This is a genomic window from Herbiconiux sp. 11R-BC (genome assembly GCF_049472555.1).
Lineage (GTDB): Bacteria > Actinomycetota > Actinomycetes > Actinomycetales > Microbacteriaceae > Herbiconiux.
The window spans coordinates 84754-100731 of the sequence record NZ_JBCEBO010000008.1 but is presented as its reverse complement, the minus strand read 5'-3'; the positions used below and the strand labels follow the sequence as shown (position 1 = coordinate 100731).

Sequence of the window (15978 nt, the reverse complement as noted above, 5' to 3'; positions counted from 1 at the left end):
CGGAGCAAGGAGGGCAGCCGGATGACGAACGACGCGAACGCGGAGCACACCACGCGCATCCCCGTGCCCACCACCACGGGAGACACCACGCTGTCGCTCACGGGCGAGTTCGCGGCCCAGCTGGCCGCACTCGAGGGTGGCGTCACGGGCGAGGAGCTCGAATCGATCGCGGCTCTGCCGTCGGGATCGGCGCTGCTCATCGTGCGCCGCGGCCCCAACGCGGGAGCGCGCTTCCTGCTCGACACCTCGGTGTCGACCGTGGGGCGGCACCCGAACGCCGACATCTTCCTCGACGACGTCACCGTCTCGCGGCGGCACGCCGAGTTCCTGCGCCACGGTCATTCCTTCGTGGTGCGCGATCTCGGGTCGCTGAACGGCACCTACGTCGGAGGGGTGCGCGTCGAAGAGGCGCTGCTCGACGACGGCGCCGAGGTGCAGATCGGCAAGTTCCGCCTCACGTTCTACCCGTCGCGCATCGACGTCGTCACCGCCGCGGGACAGTAGTGGCGGCCGCAACACAGCCCAGCGATTCGGGGGCGCAGTCGAGCGCACCTTCCGCCGTACCGGTCTCCGGTGGTTCAACGGCAGCGGCATCCGCCGCCTCGGCCCAGCTCCTCGGCATCGGCCAGGTGCTCTCCAAGCTCACCGGCGACTTCCCCGAGCTCACGCCGTCGAAACTGCGCTTCCTCGAGGAGCGCGGGCTCGTGCATCCGTCGCGCACGCCCTCCGGCTACCGCAAGTTCTCGCAGAACGACCTCAGCCGGCTGCGCCTCATCCTCACCATGCAGCGCGACTGCTACCTGCCGCTGGCCGTCATCAAGGACTATTTGAACGACGTCGACGCGGGCCTGAACCCGCCGATGCCGGGCACGGGCCTGGCCGGGGGCGCCTCCATCCTGCAGACCGGGCGCCGGCTCAGCCGTGACGACCTGACGCGGGAGGCCGGGGCCACGCCGATGCTGGTTCAGGATGCGTTCTCCGCGTCGGTGCTCGTGCCGGCCGAGACCTACGGCGAAGACTCCCTGGTGGTGCTGAAGGCGCTGGTCGAACTGCAGCGCAGCGGCATCGAGCCCCGGCACCTCCGCGGTTTCCGCCAGGCGACCGAACGCGAACTCGGCCTGATCGAGAGTGCGCTGATGCCGGTGGCACGGCGGCGAGACCCGTCGAGCCGGGCGAAGGTGGCCGAGATGGCGATGGAGATCGCCGGGCAGCTCGAGGTGGTGCGGTCGAGTCTCATCCGATCGGCGCTCGGCAGGATCGCCCCCTGAACTCCGCCCGCTCCGGCGTGTTCCCCACGACACGCCGGGCGGGAAGTCGGGATGTCGTTGCTCCTGCCGTTCGGCATCGCTAGCGTGGGGTAAGCACAAGACGGGTGCCGGATGCTCCGGTGCGCGTGTCCTGACGATGGAAGGCCCTGATGAGCGAGCTGACTCAGAACGACGATTCTCGCTACGATCTCGGGCTGCTGTTCACCGACGGACTTCCCGACCTCGACGACGCGAACGGCTACCGCGGCGCGGTCGCCGCGCGGGCAGCGGGAATCACGTACCGTCAGCTCGACTACTGGGCGCGCACCGCGCTCGTCGAGCCCACCGTGCGGGGTGCTGCCGGCTCCGGCTCGCAGCGCCTCTACGGGTTCCGCGACATCCTCGTGCTCAAGCTCGTGAAGCGCCTGCTCGACACCGGCATCTCGCTGCAGCAGATCCGCACGGCCATCAACCAGCTCCGCGAAGCGGGCATCAACGACCTCGCGCAGACCACGCTCATGAGCGATGGGGCCAGCGTCTACCTGTGCACCTCGAACGACGAGGTCATCGACCTGGTCAGCCGCGGCCAGGGCGTGTTCGGTATCGCCGTCGGCAAGGTGCTCCGCGAGGTCGAGAACTCCCTCGTCGAGCTCGACTCGAGCGTCCCCGACCCCGCCGACGAGCTCGCCGCCCGCCGCGCCACGCGCAAGGCTGTCTAGCCTCACCGAGACGTCGAAAAAGGCCCCTCAACCTTCGGGTGAGGGGCCTTTCGCGACTTCTGGATGAAACAGGGGAGGTGCGGTTATTTCGTGTCGGCGTATTCGCCGACACGACCGGTGCGCATGACGCGCTCGAGGAGCAGGTCGAAGTTGCGGGCCATCTCCTGGGCGCCTTCGCCGGGCCAGACGTGCAGCGGCTTCGCCGCTCCCTGGGCCTGCTGCAGCGAGGTGCGCTCGGGCAGCTGCGGGCTCAGCACGAGCGGGCCGAACATGTCGCGCAGCTCCTTGATGCGGAACTGGTGCTCGAGCGACTGCGAGCGCACGCGGTTCACGATGATGCCGAGCGGCTGAAGGCGGGGGGAGAGGCCGCGGCGGATCTCCTCGATCGCGCGCAGGGCACGGTCCGCGGCGGCCACCGAGAAGAGGCCGGGCTCCGTGACCACGGAGACGCGGTCGGATGCCGCCCAGGCGGTTCGGGTGAGGGCGTTGAGCGACGGGGCGCAGTCGATGAGCACCAGGTCGTACTCGTTCTCGACGGTGGCCAGGGCCTCTTCGAGCTTCCAGATGTCACGGATCGACGGGTGCGGCCCGTCGAAGTTGAGCGCCGAAGGCGATCCGATCAGCACGTCGATCTTGCCGCCGCGGTCTTTCGTCCACCCCGAAGGGGCGATCGCCGCGCGCACGACCTTCTCCTTGGGAGAGGCGAGCACATCGGCCACGTTGAGATGACCGGCCACCCGGATGTCCATGCCGGTCGACACGTCGGACTGCGGGTCGAGGTCGACGACGAGGGTACGCAAGCCCTTGGCGAACGCGGCGGAGGCGAGCCCGAGCGTCACTGTGGTCTTGCCCACACCCCCCTTGAGGGAAGAGACGCTGAGTACATGCACAGTCGACAACGTTACCTTCACTAGGCTGAGAGAACCTAACTGTTCGCTGTACGCGCATGTGCTTGAAAGGTCTCCATGTTCAAGAAGATACTTGTGGCCAACCGCGGCGAAATCGCGATCCGGGCGTTCCGGGCCGCCTACGAGCTGGGCGCGAAGACGGTCGCGGTGTTCCCCTACGAAGACCGCAACTCGATGCACCGCCTGAAGGCCGACGAGGCCTACCAGATCGGCGACGAGGGCCATCCGGTGCGGGCCTACCTCGATGTCGAGGAGATCATCCGGGTCGCGAAGGAGAGCGGCGCCGACGCCATCTACCCGGGCTACGGCTTCCTCTCGGAGAACCCCGAGCTCGCCAAGGCCGCCGCCGAGAACGGCATCACCTTCATCGGCCCAGGCGAGCACGTGCTCGAGATGGCGGGCAACAAGGTCACCGCGAAGGAGCACGCCATCGCGGCCGGTGTGCCGGTGCTGAAGTCGACCCCCGCCACCCGCGACATCGAAGAGCTCATCGCCGGCGCCGACGAGATCGGCTTCCCGATCTTCGCGAAGGCCGTCGCGGGAGGCGGCGGGCGCGGGATGCGCCGGGTCGAGACGAAAGACGAGCTGCGCGGCGCCCTCGAGGCCGCCATGCGCGAGGCCGACAGCGCATTCGGCGACCCCACGATGTTCCTCGAGCAGGCGGTGCTGCGCCCGCGTCACATCGAGGTGCAGATCCTGGCCGACGCGACGGGGGAGACCCTGCACCTGTTCGAGCGCGACTGCTCGGTGCAGCGCCGCAACCAGAAGGTGATCGAGATCGCTCCGGCGCCGAACATCTCCGACGAGCTGCGTGAGGCGCTGCACAGCGACGCCATCAAGTTCGCGAAGTCGATCGGGTACGTCAACGCCGGCACGGTGGAGTTCCTCGTCGACACGGTGGGCCCGCGCGCGGGGACGCACGTGTTCATCGAGATGAACCCGCGCATCCAGGTGGAGCACACCGTGACCGAGGAGGTCACCGACGTCGACCTGGTGCAGTCGCAGATGCTGATCGCCTCGGGCGCCACCTTCGCCGAGCTCGGCCTGCACCAGGCCGACATCGTGTTGCACGGCGCCGCCCTGCAGTGCCGCATCACCACCGAGGACCCCTCGGCCGGCTTCCGCCCCGACACCGGCAAGATCGCCGCCTACCGCTCACCCGGCGGCGCGGGGGTGCGTCTCGACGGCGGCACGGTCGACGTGGGGGCGCAGATCTCGCCGCACTTCGACTCGATGCTCGCCAAGATGACCTGCCGCGGCCGCGACTTCCCGACCGCCGTCCGCCGTGCCCGGCGCGCCCTGGCCGAGTTCCGCATCCGCGGTGTGTCCACGAACATCCCGTTCCTGCAGGGCGTGCTCGACGACCCGTCGTTCGCCGCCGGAGACCTGTCGACGAGCTTCATCGACGAGCGCCCGCAGCTTCTGCGCGGCCATGTCTCGAAGGACCGCGGAACGAAGATCCTGAACTGGCTCTCCGACGTCACGGTGAACCAGCCGAACGGACCGCGCGTGGGCTCGGTCGAGCCGGGCGACAAGCTGCCGGCGATCGACCTCTCGGCCCCGGCGCCCGACGGCTCGCGGCAGAAGCTGCTCGAGCTCGGTCCGGTGGGCTTCGCCGAGGCGCTCCGGGCGCAGACCGCCCTGGCCGTGACGGAGACGACGTTCCGCGACGCGCACCAGTCGCTGCTCGCGACCCGTGTTCGCACGCGCGACCTGGTGGCCGTGGCGCCGTACGTGGCCCGCATGACGCCGGAGCTGCTGAGCGTCGAGGCGTGGGGTGGCGCCACCTATGACGTGGCCCTGCGCTTCCTCGGCGAGGACCCCTGGGAGCGCCTCGCCACGCTCCGCGAGGCCCTGCCGAACATCGCCATCCAGATGCTGCTGCGCGGCCGCAACACCGTGGGCTACACCCCATACCCCACCGAGGTGACCGACGCCTTCATCCGCGAGGCCGCCTCGACCGGCGTCGACATTTTCCGCATCTTCGACGCGCTCAACGACGTCGAACAGATGCGCCCGGCCATCGAGTCGGTGCTCGCCACCGGAACGACGATCGCCGAGGTCGCCGTCTGCTACACCGGCGACCTGCTCGACCCGGCGGAGGACCTCTACACCCTCGACTACTACCTGAAGCTCGCGGAGCAGATCGTGGGGGCGGGCGCCCACGTGCTCGCGATCAAGGACATGGCGGGTCTTCTGCGCCCGGCCGCGGCGGCGAAGCTCGTGGCGGCGTTCCGCGAGAACTTCGACCTGCCCGTCCACGTGCACACGCACGACACCGCGGGCGGGCAGCTCGCGACGCTCCTCGCCGCCAGCGCGGCCGGTGCGGATGCGGTCGACGTGGCTTCGGCGCCGATGGCCGGCACGACCTCGCAGCCGAGCGCATCCGCTCTCGTCGCCGCGCTCGCGCACACCGAGCGCGACACCGGGCTCTCGCTGTCGGCGGTCTCCGACCTCGAGCCCTACTGGGAGGCCGTGCGTCAGGTCTACCGTCCCTTCGAGTCGGGCCTGGCCGGGCCGACCGGCCGGGTCTACAAGCACGAGATCCCCGGGGGTCAGCTCTCGAACCTGCGGCAGCAGGCCATCGCACTCGGGCTCGCCGACGACTTCGAGCGCATCGAGGACCTCTACGCTGCGGCGAACCAGATCCTCGGGCGCATCCCCAAGGTCACCCCGTCGTCGAAGGTCGTGGGCGACCTCGCCTTGCACCTCGCCGCGGTGAAGGCCGACCCGGCCGACTTCGCCGAGAACCCGCAGAACTACGACATCCCCGACTCGGTGATCGGCTTCATGGCCGGTGAGCTCGGCGAACTGCCAGGTGGCTGGCCCGAGCCCTTCCGCACGAAGGTACTCGCGGGCAAGGACATCAAGATCGGCGTGACCCCGATCTCGGACGACGACCGGGCGGCCCTCGAGGGCGACGCCCTGGAGCGCCGGGCCACGCTCAACCGCCTGCTGTTCCCGGCGCCCACGCGCCAGTTCGAGCAGATGCGCGAGCTGTTCGGCGACCTCTCTGTGGTCGACACGGTCGACTACCTCTACGGCCTCACGCAGGGTGCAGAGCACGTGGTCGAGATCGACAAGGGCGTGCGCCTGTTCGTCGGGCTCGAAGCCATCGGCGAGGTCGACGACAAGGGGATGCGCACGGTCATGACCACCCTGAACGGCCAGTTGCGGCCGGTCAACGTGCGCGACCGCTCCGTCACCGTCGAGACCAAGGCGGCGGAGAAGGCGGATGCCGGCCGGCCCGGTCAGGTGCCCGCGCCGTTCTCCGGTGTCGTGACCCTCAAGGTCGAGGTGGGGGCCCGCGTCGCCGCCGGCGAGAGCGTGGCCACCATCGAGGCGATGAAGATGGAGGCGGCGATCACGACCCCGATCGCCGGAACCGTGACGCGCCTGGCCATCCCGAAGACCCAGCAGGTGGAAGCCGGCGACCTCATCGTGGTCGTCGCTCCCGAGGCGTGACCAGGAGAGCACTCGTACCGTGACAGTCCGTGAGATCAGGATCTTCGGCGATCCCGTGTTGAAGACCGTGTCCGACCCGATCGTGGAGATCGACGAGCGGGTGCGCTCGCTCGTCGACGACCTCGTCGACAGCGTGAAGGTGCCGGGGCGCGCGGGGGTGGCCGCGTCGCAGATCGGCGTGAACCTGCGCGCCTTCAGCTACAACGTCGACGGGGAGGTGGGCTACATCCTGAACCCGGTCATCGTGGAGCTGTCGGGGGAGCCGGAGCTCGTCGACGAAGGATGCCTGTCCGTGCCCGACCTGTGGTTCAAGACCAGCCGCTACCCCTTCGCCCGGGCCACCGGCATCGATCTCGACGGCAACCCCGTCGAGATCTCGGGAACCGGCGTTCTCGCACAGGCGCTCCAGCACGAGACCGATCACCTCGACGGCCTGCTCTACCTCGACCGGCTCGACAAGCCCACGCGGCGTGAGGCGATGAAGCAGGTGCGGGAGTCGAGCTGGTTCTGAGCCGCCGGCGCGTGAGTAGCAAGTACTCATAACGACGGGCGGATGCGCGCCGTGAGTCTGTAGGTATCCATCCCTGCAACTGACGAAAGCGGTCTTTCATGAACTCCCGTTTCCTCTCCCTCGGCGGCGGTGCTGCCACCGCGGCCCTGGCGCTCACGGTCTCGCTGCTGGCAGCGGCGCCGGCGCACGCGGTCGCCCCGGTGAACCCGGTGTGCCCACCGACCACCGCGACGAAGGGGATCCCGATCCCGCCGACCTTCGCGCTCGACAACTACAAGCCCGACGTGCATGTCGCGATCACCGAGGGTGCACTCCCGCCCGGTCTCGTGCTGACGGGCGACGAGACGACGCTCGTGCCCTTCTCCTACTCGGGAACCCCCACGGCGAGCGGCATCACGAACTTCACCGTCACGGCCACCATCGAAGGCCGGCCGACCCAGCTCGCCTGTACGATGGCCGTATTCGGCTCTCCGGCGGTGTCGCGCATCGGCGGAGCCGACCGCTATGCCCAGGCCGACGCCGTGTCGCGCTCGGCGAACCGCAGATCCTCCGACGTCGTCTATGTCGCCAGCGGTGAGAAGTTCTCCGACGCCCTGAGCGCAGGTTCCGTGGCGGGCCTGCGCAATGCACCCCTGCTCCTCACGCCCTTTGCAGCGATGACCGAGGGAACCAAGGCCGAGATCACGCGGCTCGCTCCACGGCACATCATCGTGGTCGGCGGCCCCGCTTCCGTCTCTGACGACGTCTACAACGGGCTCATCGCCGATTTCCCCGATGCGACGGTGAAGCGCATCGGCGGAGCCGACCGCTACGAGGTCTCGCGCAGCCTCCTGACCGACGGTGATTTCGGGGTCGCCCAGAGCGAATGGCTGTACATTGCGAACGGTGGCAACTTCCCCGACGCGCTTTCGGCGTCTCCGACGGCTGTCGTGTCCGGAGGAGCCGTGCTGCTGGTCGACGGCCAGAAGCCCGCGCTCAACATCAACGAGCAGCGGATCCTGAGTGGCCTGGGTGTGAAGCACGTTCGCATCGCGGGTGGTCCCAACTCGGTCAGCGCGGCACTCGAAGCCGACATCGGCCGCTTCGCAGCTGTCACCCGCAACGGCGGGGCGGATCGCTTCGACGTCGCGGTGTCGATCAACAACGAGGTGTTCGGCACTGCCGGCACGCTCTACATCGCCAGCGGGGTCACGTTCCCCGATGCGTTGAGCGCGGCTCCCATCGCGGGATCGCAGATGGCACCCATCTACCTCGCCCGCACGGATTGCGTGCCCGACGCTGTGCTGCAGGAGATCAATCGCACACAGCCGTTCAAGGTCGTGATCCTCGGCGGCACCAACACCCTGACCGCCGACGTGGAGCACCTCAAGTCCTGCTGAGCTCGAGACTGTTCCGGTGATCATCCCGCCGGAACCACAGAAAGGGCCCGTCCGAAGACGGGCCCTTTCGTGTGCTCAGCGGTTGAGCGCTCAGCGGTCGTATATTCAGCGGCAGCCGCTCACGCTCAGTGCACTAGCGATTGGCCCTCGGTGGCCGGGGCCGCCGCGTAGATGCCTTCGATCACAGGCGCGAAGTCCTTCACGATGACGTTGCGCTTGATGGTGAGCTTGGGGGTCAGGTGGCCGCCGGCCTCGGTGAAGTCCTCGGTGAGCACCACGAACTTGCGGATCGACTCGGCACGGGAGACGAGCGCGTTGGCCGTATCCACCGCCTGCTGGATCTCGGCGAGCACTGCCGGGTTCTCGGCGGCCTCGGCCACGCTCAGCGTCGTCGGCTGGCCGTTGTTGCCGAGCCACACCGGCAGCATCTCCTGGTCGAGGGTGATCAGCGCCGAGATGAACGGCTTCTGGTCGCCCACGACCACCACCTGGCCGACGAGCGGGTTGGCGCGGATCGGGTCTTCGAGCACAGCGGGGGCGACGTTCTTGCCACCCGCCGTGACGATGATCTCCTTCTTGCGACCGGTGATGGTGAGGAAGCCCTCGTCGTCGAGCGAACCGAGGTCGCCCGTCTTGAACCACTCACCGTCCATCACCTCGGCGGTCGCCGCCGGGTTCTGCCAATAGCCGCCGAACACGTTGATGCCCGAGACCCAGATCTCGCCGTCGTCGGCGATCTTGATTCCGACGCCCGGCAGTGCCGGACCGACGGTGCCGATCTTGAACTTGTCGCCGAGGTTCACCGTGGCCGGAGCCGTGGTCTCGGTCAGGCCGTAGCCCTCGAGGATCTTGACGCCGAGGCTCCGGTAGAAGTGGCCCAGCCGGTGCCCGAGCGGAGCCGAACCCGACACGGCGAACTCCACGTTGCCACCAAGGGCCGCCCGCAGCTTCGAGAGCACGAGACGGTCGAGCACCGCGAACTTGACCTTGAGCCCGAGCGGAACGCGACCGGCATCCAGCGCTTCGGAGTGCTGGATGGCCACGGCGGCCGCCGAGCGGAAGATCTTGCCCTTGCCGCCGGTCTCGGCCTTCTGCTCCGAGGAGTTGTAGACCTTCTCGAACACCCGCGGCACCGCGAGCAGGAAGGTGGGCTTGAACGAGCCGAGCGCCGGCAGTAGCTGCTTGGTGTCGGCCTGGTGTCCCACCTTAACGCCGCCGTGCACACTCAGGATGCTGATGAAGCGGGCGAACACGTGCGCGGTGGTGATGAACAGCACGGTGGAGGCACCCGGTCGCACCACGTCGCTCATGGCCACCGCGGCGTTGCGGGAGAGCTCCACGAAGTTCGAGTGGGTGAGGATGCAGCCCTTCGGCCGCCCGGTGGTGCCCGAGGTGTAGATGAGGGTCGCGAGATCGGAGCCCTTCGCAAGGGTGCGGCGGCGCTCCACCTCGTCGTCGGGGACATCCCGCCCCGCGGTGGCGAGCTTGTCGAGGTCGCCGAGGTCGACCTGCCACACCTGCGTGATTCCGGGCAGATCGGCGTGCACCTCGTCGAAGCGCGCGAAGTGGTCGGGCGTCTCCACGATGATCGCGACGGCGCCCGAGTCGCTGAGGTTCCACTGCACCTGCGCCGGCGAGGAGGTCTCGTACACCGGCACCAGAACGGCTCCGGCGAACCAGGTGGCGAAGTCGATGAGCGTCCACTCGTAGCGCGTGCGGCACATCAGGCCGATCTTGTCGCCCGGCTGGATTCCGGAGGCGATGAGCCCCTTGGCCACGGCCCGCACCTGGGTGAGGAAGTCGGCGGCGGTGATGTCACGCCACCCCTCGCCGTCGGGCACCGCGAAGAGCGGTTCGTCGGGAGTCTGCCGCACCCGCTCGATCAGCAGATCGGTGGTGTTCGCCTCCGGGTCGGCTTCGACGACGGGTGGGACGTAATAGTGGTTCACGGCAGCTCCTTCGGTACCGGTCGAGTGCAACTCATCTACACTCTACTTGGTGCATCCGAGCCTTGACTGGGTGCTCCCCACACCCCGGCGAAAGGAACCACCGTCATGCGCGCCATCGGAATCGACATCGGTGGCACGAAGATCGCGGGAGCCGTGGTCGACGAGCTCGGCCACATCATCACCCAGGACCGCCGCCCGACCTCCGCGGCGGAACCGCAGGTGATCGAGGACACGGTGGTCGAGATGGTGAAGCACCTCGCCCAGGGGGAGGAGATCATCGCCGTCGGCGTGGCCGCCGCCGGCTTCATCGACGCCTCGCAGTCCACGGTCTACTACGCGCCCAACATCAACTGGCGCAACGAGCCCTTCCGTGAGAAGCTCGAGCGGCGCCTCGACCTGCCGATCATCGTCGAGAACGACGCGAACGCCGCCGGCTGGGCCGAGTTCCGCTTCGGCGCAGGCCGCCTGGTGAGTGACATGGTCATCCTCACCATCGGCACCGGCGTCGGCGGCGCCATCGTGAGCGGCGACCGCCTGTTCCGCGGCGGCTTCGGCGCGGGCGCCGAGCTCGGTCATCTGCGGGTGGTTCCGAACGGCCTGCCCTGCGGATGCGGTGCGCACGGCTGCATCGAGCAGTACGGCAGCGGGCGCGCGCTCCTGCGCATGGCCAACGAGCTCGCGGATGCGGGCGGCATCGGCCAGGTGCTCGCCTCCGTGCGCAGTCGCAACGGCGTGCTCACCGGGCAGGACGTCGCCGAACTCGTCGGGATCGGTGACCCGGGTGCCCTCTCGGCCGTGCGCACGCTCGGCTCCTGGATCGGGCAGGCCTGCGCGAGTCTCTCGGCCGTGCTCGACCCGCAGCTCTTCGTGATCGGCGGGGGAGTCGCCCAGTCGGGCGACGTGCTGCTCGACCCGATCAAGGCGGCCTTCCTCGAGACGCTCCCGGCTCGCGGTTACCACCCGGAGCCCGAGTTCGCGATCGCCCAGCTGGTGAACGACGCGGGAGTCGTCGGCGCCGCGGACCTCGCCCGCATCTACGCCGAGTCGATCTGACGCCATGTTCTACTTCCTCGCGAAATGGCTGGTGGTGTCGCCGGTGCTGCGCACCCTGTTCCGGCCCTGGGTGATCGGGCTCGAGAACATCCCCACCTCGGGCGCCGCCATCCTGGCGTCGAACCACCTCTCCTTCAGCGACTCGGTGTTCCTGCCGGTCATCGTCGATCGGCACGTCTCCTTCCTGGCCAAGAGCGACTACTTCACCGGCAAGGGCGTCAAGGGCGCCCTCACGAGGCTGTTCTTCAACGCCTCCGGGCAGCTGCCGATCGACCGCTCGGGCGGCAAGGCCTCCGAGGCCTCGCTCAACACCGGCCTGGGGGTGCTCTCCAAGGGGGAGCTGCTCGGCATCTACCCGGAGGGCACCCGCAGCCCCGACGGCAAGCTCTACCGTGGCCGCACGGGCGTGGCCCGGATGGTGCTCGAAGCTCACGTCCCGATCATCCCCGTCGCCATGATCGACACCGAGAAGGTGATGCCGATCGGGTCGAAGATCCCGAAGATCATGAGGATTGGCATCATCATCGGCAAGCCACTAGATTTCTCTAGGTTCGAGGGGCTGGAATCCGACCGGTTCATCCTCCGCTCCGTGACCGATGAGATCATGTACGAGCTCCACCGCCTCGGCGGCCAGGAATACGCCGACGTGTATGCGACTTCAGTCAAGGAGAAGCGCGCGAGAGTCGCGCGTCCCGTCTCGAGCAGCTAGAGACAACCGATAGATACAGGACACAACACCAGTGGTAGATCCAACAGAGATGATCGTCGAAGCGGATGAATCTGTGATTGCCGGACTGGACTATTGGCGAACCCTCCCGGTGAAGCAGCAGCCGGAGTGGCCCGACCAGGGCGCCGTCGAGGCCGTCTCGCGCGAGATCGCCTCCTTCCCCCCGCTGGTGTTCGCCGGCGAGGTCGACAACCTGCGTTCCCGCCTCGCGGCGGCGGCCAACGGCCAGGCGTTCCTGCTGCAGGGCGGCGACTGCGCCGAGACCTTCGCGGGAGCCACGGCCGACCAGATCAAGGACCGCGTGAAGACGGTTCTGCAGATGGCGGTCGTGCTGACCTACGGCGCCTCGATGCCGGTGATCAAGATGGGCCGCATGGCGGGCCAGTTCGCGAAGCCGCGCTCGAGCGACACCGAGACGCGCAACGGCGTCACGCTGCCGGCCTACCGCGGCGACATCGTGAACGGCTACGACTTCACCCCGGAGTCGCGCACGGCGAACCCGAAGCGCCTCCTCGACGGCTACCACGTGGCCGCGTCGACGCTCAACCTCATCCGGGCCTTCACCCAGGGCGGCTTCGCCGACCTCCGCCAGGTGCACACCTGGAACAAGGGCTTCACCTCGAACCCGGCGAACGTGCGCTACGAGCAGCTGGCCGGCGAGATCGACCGCGCCGTGAAGTTCATGGTGGCCTGTGGCGCCGACTTCGAGGCGCTGAAGCGCACGGAGTTCTTCGTGAGCCACGAGGCGCTGCTGTTCGACTACGAGCGGCCGATGACCCGCATCGACTCGCGCACCGGAACGCCGTACAACACCTCGAGCCACTTCGTCTGGGTGGGCGAGCGCACGCGCGACCTCGACGGCGCCCACATCGACTTCCTCTCGCGGGTGCGCAATCCGCTGGGTGTGAAGCTCGGCCCGACCACCACCGGCGACGACGTGCTGCGGCTGATCGACAAGCTCGACCCGAACCGCGAGCCGGGACGCCTGACCTTCATCACGCGAATGGGCGCCGGCAAGATCCGGGATGCGCTGCCGCCGCTGCTCGAGACCGTCAAGAACAGCGACGCCACGCCGCTCTGGGTCACCGACCCGATGCACGGCAACGGCCTCACCACGCCGAACGGCTACAAGACCCGTCGTTTCGACGACGTGGTCGACGAGGTCAAGGGCTTCTTCGAGGCCCACCGCGCGATCGGCACGCACCCCGGCGGCATCCACGTGGAGCTCACGGGCGACGACGTGACCGAGTGCCTCGGCGGCTCGGAGCACATCGACGAGGCCACCCTGGCGACGCGCTACGAGTCGCTCTGCGACCCGCGCCTCAACCACATGCAGTCGCTCGAACTCGCTTTTCTAGTTGCCGAGGAGTTGGTGGCCTCCGCTGGAGGCCGCTAACTCCTCGCGGTGCGCCGGTCCCCGCCCGGCGCACCGCGACATATGACGGTGCGGTCGCTGACGCGGCCGCGCCGTCACCGTGGGTCGTCGAGTACGGCCCGCGGCTTCGGATTCCGTGAGGGCTAGAAGACGCTGAACGAGACCGTGAGCTTCGAGCCGCGGGGCACGGAGGTGCCGCCGGCCGGGTCGGTGGTGCTCACCTTGAAGGTGTCGGGGAAGGCGTCGGCCACCGCGTTGTACTGCAGGTCGAAGCCGAGGGCGACGAGCTGCGGCTTCACCACGGTCCAGGACATGCCGTTGAGGCCGCTCGGCACCGTGACGGGCGCCGGGCCGCGCGAGATGTCGAGCGTGATGTTGTCGCCCGGGCGCACGGGATCCGTGGTCGTGGTCGCCTGGTAGACCTGGCCTTCGGGGACCGTCTCGTTGAAGTCGTGCGAGCCCTCGACCCCCACGAGACCCACGCCCTGCAGCGTGGCCTTGGCCGCATCGAGGGTCTGGCCCCCGACATCGGGGATCGGGCCGGCGGAGACCACGAGGGAGATCGCCTCCTGCTCGAAGTACTGAGTGCCGTTCACGGTGCCGTCGGGCCCGGCATAGGAGATGACCGTGCCGGCCTTCGCCTTGTCGAACTGCTTGGTCGACGCGCCGACCGTGAAGCCGGCCGCGGTGATGGCCTTCTGGGCGTCGGCCTCGTTGAGCCCGTTGAGCGTGGGCACCGGGATGCTGCGAGGGCCGCTCGAGACGAGGACCGTGACCGCTGAGCCGTTGGGCGCCGCGGTGCCGGAACCCGGGTCGGTGCCGATGACGGTGCCCGACGGGACTGTGGTGCTCGACTGGGCCTGCTGCGTGGGCTGGAAGCCGAGCGCGCTCAGGCTGCTGAGGGCCGCATCCGGTTGTTGTCCGGCGACGTCGGGCACGGTGGTGACCGAACCGGGACCGGCCGCGAAGTACCAGGCGCCGCCGCCGAGTGCCACAGCCACCACGAGGACGAGCGCGAAGATCCAGAAGCCGCGACGACGGCGCTTCGAGGCCTTGCGCGCGAGCTTCGCGGTGGTGGCCGGGGCGCCGGCGGGTGCCGCGGTGGGTGCGATGGCGCTGCCGTAGACCGTGGTGGCGGCCGCGGCGTCGGCGGAGCCGCCGACCGCTGCGCCGGCTGCGGCGGCGATGCCCGCGTTCGGTCCGGTGCGGCGCCGGGTCTCGAGCACCTGGGTCTGCGCCTGGTCGAGGTCGGCGTCGAAGGTCTCGGCCGAGTAGACCATGGTGCGCTGGGTGGTGTTCTGCGACGGCCGGGCGCTCACGATCTCGCCCTCGGCGGTGCGCAGGCGCTCGAGCATCTCGCGCGCATCCGTGGGCCGCTCGTCGGGGTTCTTCGCCGTTGCCCAGAGCACGAGGTCGTCGAGCGGCTCGGGGATGTCGGGGTTCTTGTGGCTCGGCGTGGGCATCTGGTCGTTCGCGTGCTGGAACGCGATCGCCATCGGCTGGTCGCCCACGTAGGGCTGCTCGCCCACGAGCATCTCGTACATCATGATGCCGGCGGCGTAGATGTCGCTGCGCGCATCCGCCGTTCCCCGCGTCAGGAGCTCGGGGGAGAGGTAGGCGATGGTGCCGAGCAGCGCCTGCCCGGTGGCCGTGTTCGCCGACACGGCCCGGGCGAGCCCGAAGTCGCTGATCTTGATGCGCCCGTCGTCGGCCAGCAGCACGTTCTCGGGCTTGAGGTCGCGGTGCACGATGCCGGCCTTGTGGGCGGCGGAGAGGCCGCCGAGCACGGCATCCATCACGTCGACCGTCTGCTCGGTGGTGAGCTTTCCGTAGTCCTTCAGCAGGTCGCGCAGCGTGACGCCCGGCAGGTACTCCATGACCAGGTAGGCCATGTCGCTGTCCTGCCCCTGGTCGAAGACGTTGACGACGTTCGGATGCGCGAGGCGGGCCGCCGAGCGGGCCTCCTGAACGAAGCGCTCCTTGAACACGGCGTCGTCGGCGAGGTGGCCGTGCATGATCTTGATGGCCACCTGGCGCTCGAGCCGGAGGTCGGTCGCGAGGTAGACCGTCGCCATCCCGCCCCGGGCGATGCGCGAACGCACCTGGTACCGGCCGTCGATGAGACGTCCGATCATGGGGTCGGGTGGGGCGCTGGTCACGCTTCCGAGTTTAGAGAGGCCGGTATCCACTTGGCCGTATAGACACCGAGTGGTTGTGCTCCGCCGGGCATCTTTTGTGGTTTCTTTATCAATTCGTGACGCCGGATTGCTCCGTACCGGTGGTGCCGTGGCAATCTGTACTCGTGACTGATCTGCCTGCCACCTCGTGGCTGACCGTTCCCGACCTCGTCGAACTGCTCGACTCGACGCCGAGCAGGGTTCGCAGGCTCATCGAGGACCGCGCTCTGATCGCGGTGCGCCGCGAGGGCGTGCTCTCCGTTCCTGCGAGCTTCATCAAAGACGGCGAGCCGCTCACCGAGCTCCGGGGGACCATCATCGTGCTGGCCGACAACGGCTTCAGCGACGACGAGGTCATGGAGTGGCTGCTCGAGCAGAACGACCTGCTCGACGTGGCTCCGATCGAGGCGCTCCGGGCCGGCCGCAAGGCCGAGGTGCGCCGGGTGGCGCAGGCGCTCGCCTTCTAGG

At 68.7% G+C, this 15978-nt stretch carries 13 protein-coding genes; 10 read left to right on the top strand and 3 right to left on the bottom strand.

The window, feature by feature from the left end; translation table 11 throughout:
- Positions 1-21: 21 nt before the first annotated feature.
- From VD659_RS16980 to VD659_RS16970, 3 genes are all read left to right on the top strand, one after another.
- Positions 22-504 carry an FHA domain-containing protein gene (locus tag VD659_RS16980; protein ID WP_137835582.1) on the top strand — a complete coding sequence of 161 codons (483 nt, stop codon included), beginning with the start codon at positions 22-24 and terminating at the stop codon, positions 502-504.
- Positions 505-620: 116 nt separating this feature from the next.
- On the top strand, positions 621-1268 hold the full coding sequence (locus VD659_RS16975) for a MerR family transcriptional regulator (RefSeq protein WP_423262332.1): 648 nt from the start codon (positions 621-623) through the stop codon (positions 1266-1268).
- Between the two features lie 149 nt (positions 1269-1417).
- A complete protein-coding gene (locus tag VD659_RS16970; protein ID WP_423262221.1) occupies positions 1418-1966 on the top strand; it encodes a MerR family transcriptional regulator in 549 nt (182 codons plus the stop codon).
- Between the two features lie 83 nt (positions 1967-2049).
- On the opposite strand, the gene VD659_RS16965 is transcribed toward VD659_RS16970, so the two are convergent.
- The gene (locus tag VD659_RS16965; RefSeq protein WP_137835580.1) at positions 2050-2856 is read right to left on the bottom strand and encodes a ParA family protein; all 807 of its coding nucleotides are present in this window, start codon (positions 2854-2856) and stop codon (positions 2050-2052) included.
- Between the two features lie 75 nt (positions 2857-2931).
- Between VD659_RS16965 and VD659_RS16960 the strand changes: the two genes are divergently transcribed.
- The 3 genes from VD659_RS16960 (at position 2932) to VD659_RS16950 (ending at position 8229) form a co-directional block, all read left to right on the top strand.
- On the top strand, positions 2932-6339 hold the full coding sequence (locus VD659_RS16960) for a pyruvate carboxylase (protein ID WP_423262220.1): 3408 nt from the start codon (positions 2932-2934) through the stop codon (positions 6337-6339).
- Between the two features lie 19 nt (positions 6340-6358).
- Entirely contained in the window at positions 6359-6850 is a 492-nt protein-coding gene (def, locus tag VD659_RS16955; protein ID WP_423262219.1) for a peptide deformylase, read from the top strand.
- Between the two features lie 98 nt (positions 6851-6948).
- The gene (locus tag VD659_RS16950; protein WP_423262218.1) at positions 6949-8229 is read left to right on the top strand and encodes a cell wall-binding repeat-containing protein; all 1281 of its coding nucleotides are present in this window, start codon (positions 6949-6951) and stop codon (positions 8227-8229) included.
- A 125-nt stretch (positions 8230-8354) separates the two neighbouring features.
- Here the strand turns inward: VD659_RS16950 and VD659_RS16945 are convergent, their stop codons facing one another.
- Positions 8355-10178, bottom strand: a complete 1824-nt coding sequence (locus VD659_RS16945) for an AMP-dependent synthetase/ligase (RefSeq protein WP_423262217.1) — start codon at positions 10176-10178, stop codon at positions 8355-8357.
- A 105-nt stretch (positions 10179-10283) separates the two neighbouring features.
- Between VD659_RS16945 and VD659_RS16940 the strand changes: the two genes are divergently transcribed.
- Genes VD659_RS16940 through VD659_RS16930 form a run of 3 tightly spaced genes read left to right on the top strand, consistent with a single transcriptional unit; the run spans position 10284 to position 13354 of the window.
- Positions 10284-11231 (top strand): ROK family glucokinase, encoded by a 948-nt coding sequence (locus tag VD659_RS16940; RefSeq protein ID WP_423262216.1) that lies wholly within the window; start codon positions 10284-10286, stop codon positions 11229-11231.
- A 4-nt stretch (positions 11232-11235) separates the two neighbouring features.
- On the top strand, positions 11236-11940 hold the full coding sequence (locus tag VD659_RS16935; RefSeq protein ID WP_423262215.1) for a lysophospholipid acyltransferase family protein: 705 nt from the start codon (positions 11236-11238) through the stop codon (positions 11938-11940).
- Between the two features lie 49 nt (positions 11941-11989).
- Positions 11990-13354 carry a class II 3-deoxy-7-phosphoheptulonate synthase gene (locus tag VD659_RS16930; RefSeq protein ID WP_137835573.1) on the top strand — a complete coding sequence of 455 codons (1365 nt, stop codon included), beginning with the start codon at positions 11990-11992 and terminating at the stop codon, positions 13352-13354.
- A gap of 122 nt (positions 13355-13476) precedes the next feature.
- Here the strand turns inward: VD659_RS16930 and pknB are convergent, their stop codons facing one another.
- Entirely contained in the window at positions 13477-15492 is a 2016-nt protein-coding gene (gene pknB, locus VD659_RS16925; RefSeq protein WP_423262214.1) for a Stk1 family PASTA domain-containing Ser/Thr kinase, read from the bottom strand.
- 143 nt (positions 15493-15635) lie between these two features.
- Here pknB and VD659_RS16920 point away from each other — a divergent pair, with 143 nt between their 5' ends.
- Positions 15636-15977 carry an Rv2175c family DNA-binding protein gene (locus tag VD659_RS16920; RefSeq protein ID WP_423262213.1) on the top strand — a complete coding sequence of 114 codons (342 nt, stop codon included), beginning with the start codon at positions 15636-15638 and terminating at the stop codon, positions 15975-15977.
- The last annotated feature ends 1 nt before the right edge of the window (position 15978 follow it).

Coding starts and splice junctions, on each gene's coding strand:
- VD659_RS16980 (WP_137835582.1), top strand. CDS start 22: ATGACGAACGACGCGAACGCGGAGCACACCACGCGCATCCCCGTGCCC.
- VD659_RS16970 (WP_423262221.1), top strand. CDS start 1,418: ATGAGCGAGCTGACTCAGAACGACGATTCTCGCTACGATCTCGGGCTG.
- VD659_RS16960 (WP_423262220.1), top strand. CDS start 2,932: ATGTTCAAGAAGATACTTGTGGCCAACCGCGGCGAAATCGCGATCCGG.
- VD659_RS16950 (WP_423262218.1), top strand. CDS start 6,949: ATGAACTCCCGTTTCCTCTCCCTCGGCGGCGGTGCTGCCACCGCGGCC.
- VD659_RS16940 (WP_423262216.1), top strand. CDS start 10,284: ATGCGCGCCATCGGAATCGACATCGGTGGCACGAAGATCGCGGGAGCC.
- VD659_RS16935 (WP_423262215.1), top strand. CDS start 11,236: ATGTTCTACTTCCTCGCGAAATGGCTGGTGGTGTCGCCGGTGCTGCGC.
- VD659_RS16930 (WP_137835573.1), top strand. CDS start 11,990: ATGATCGTCGAAGCGGATGAATCTGTGATTGCCGGACTGGACTATTGG.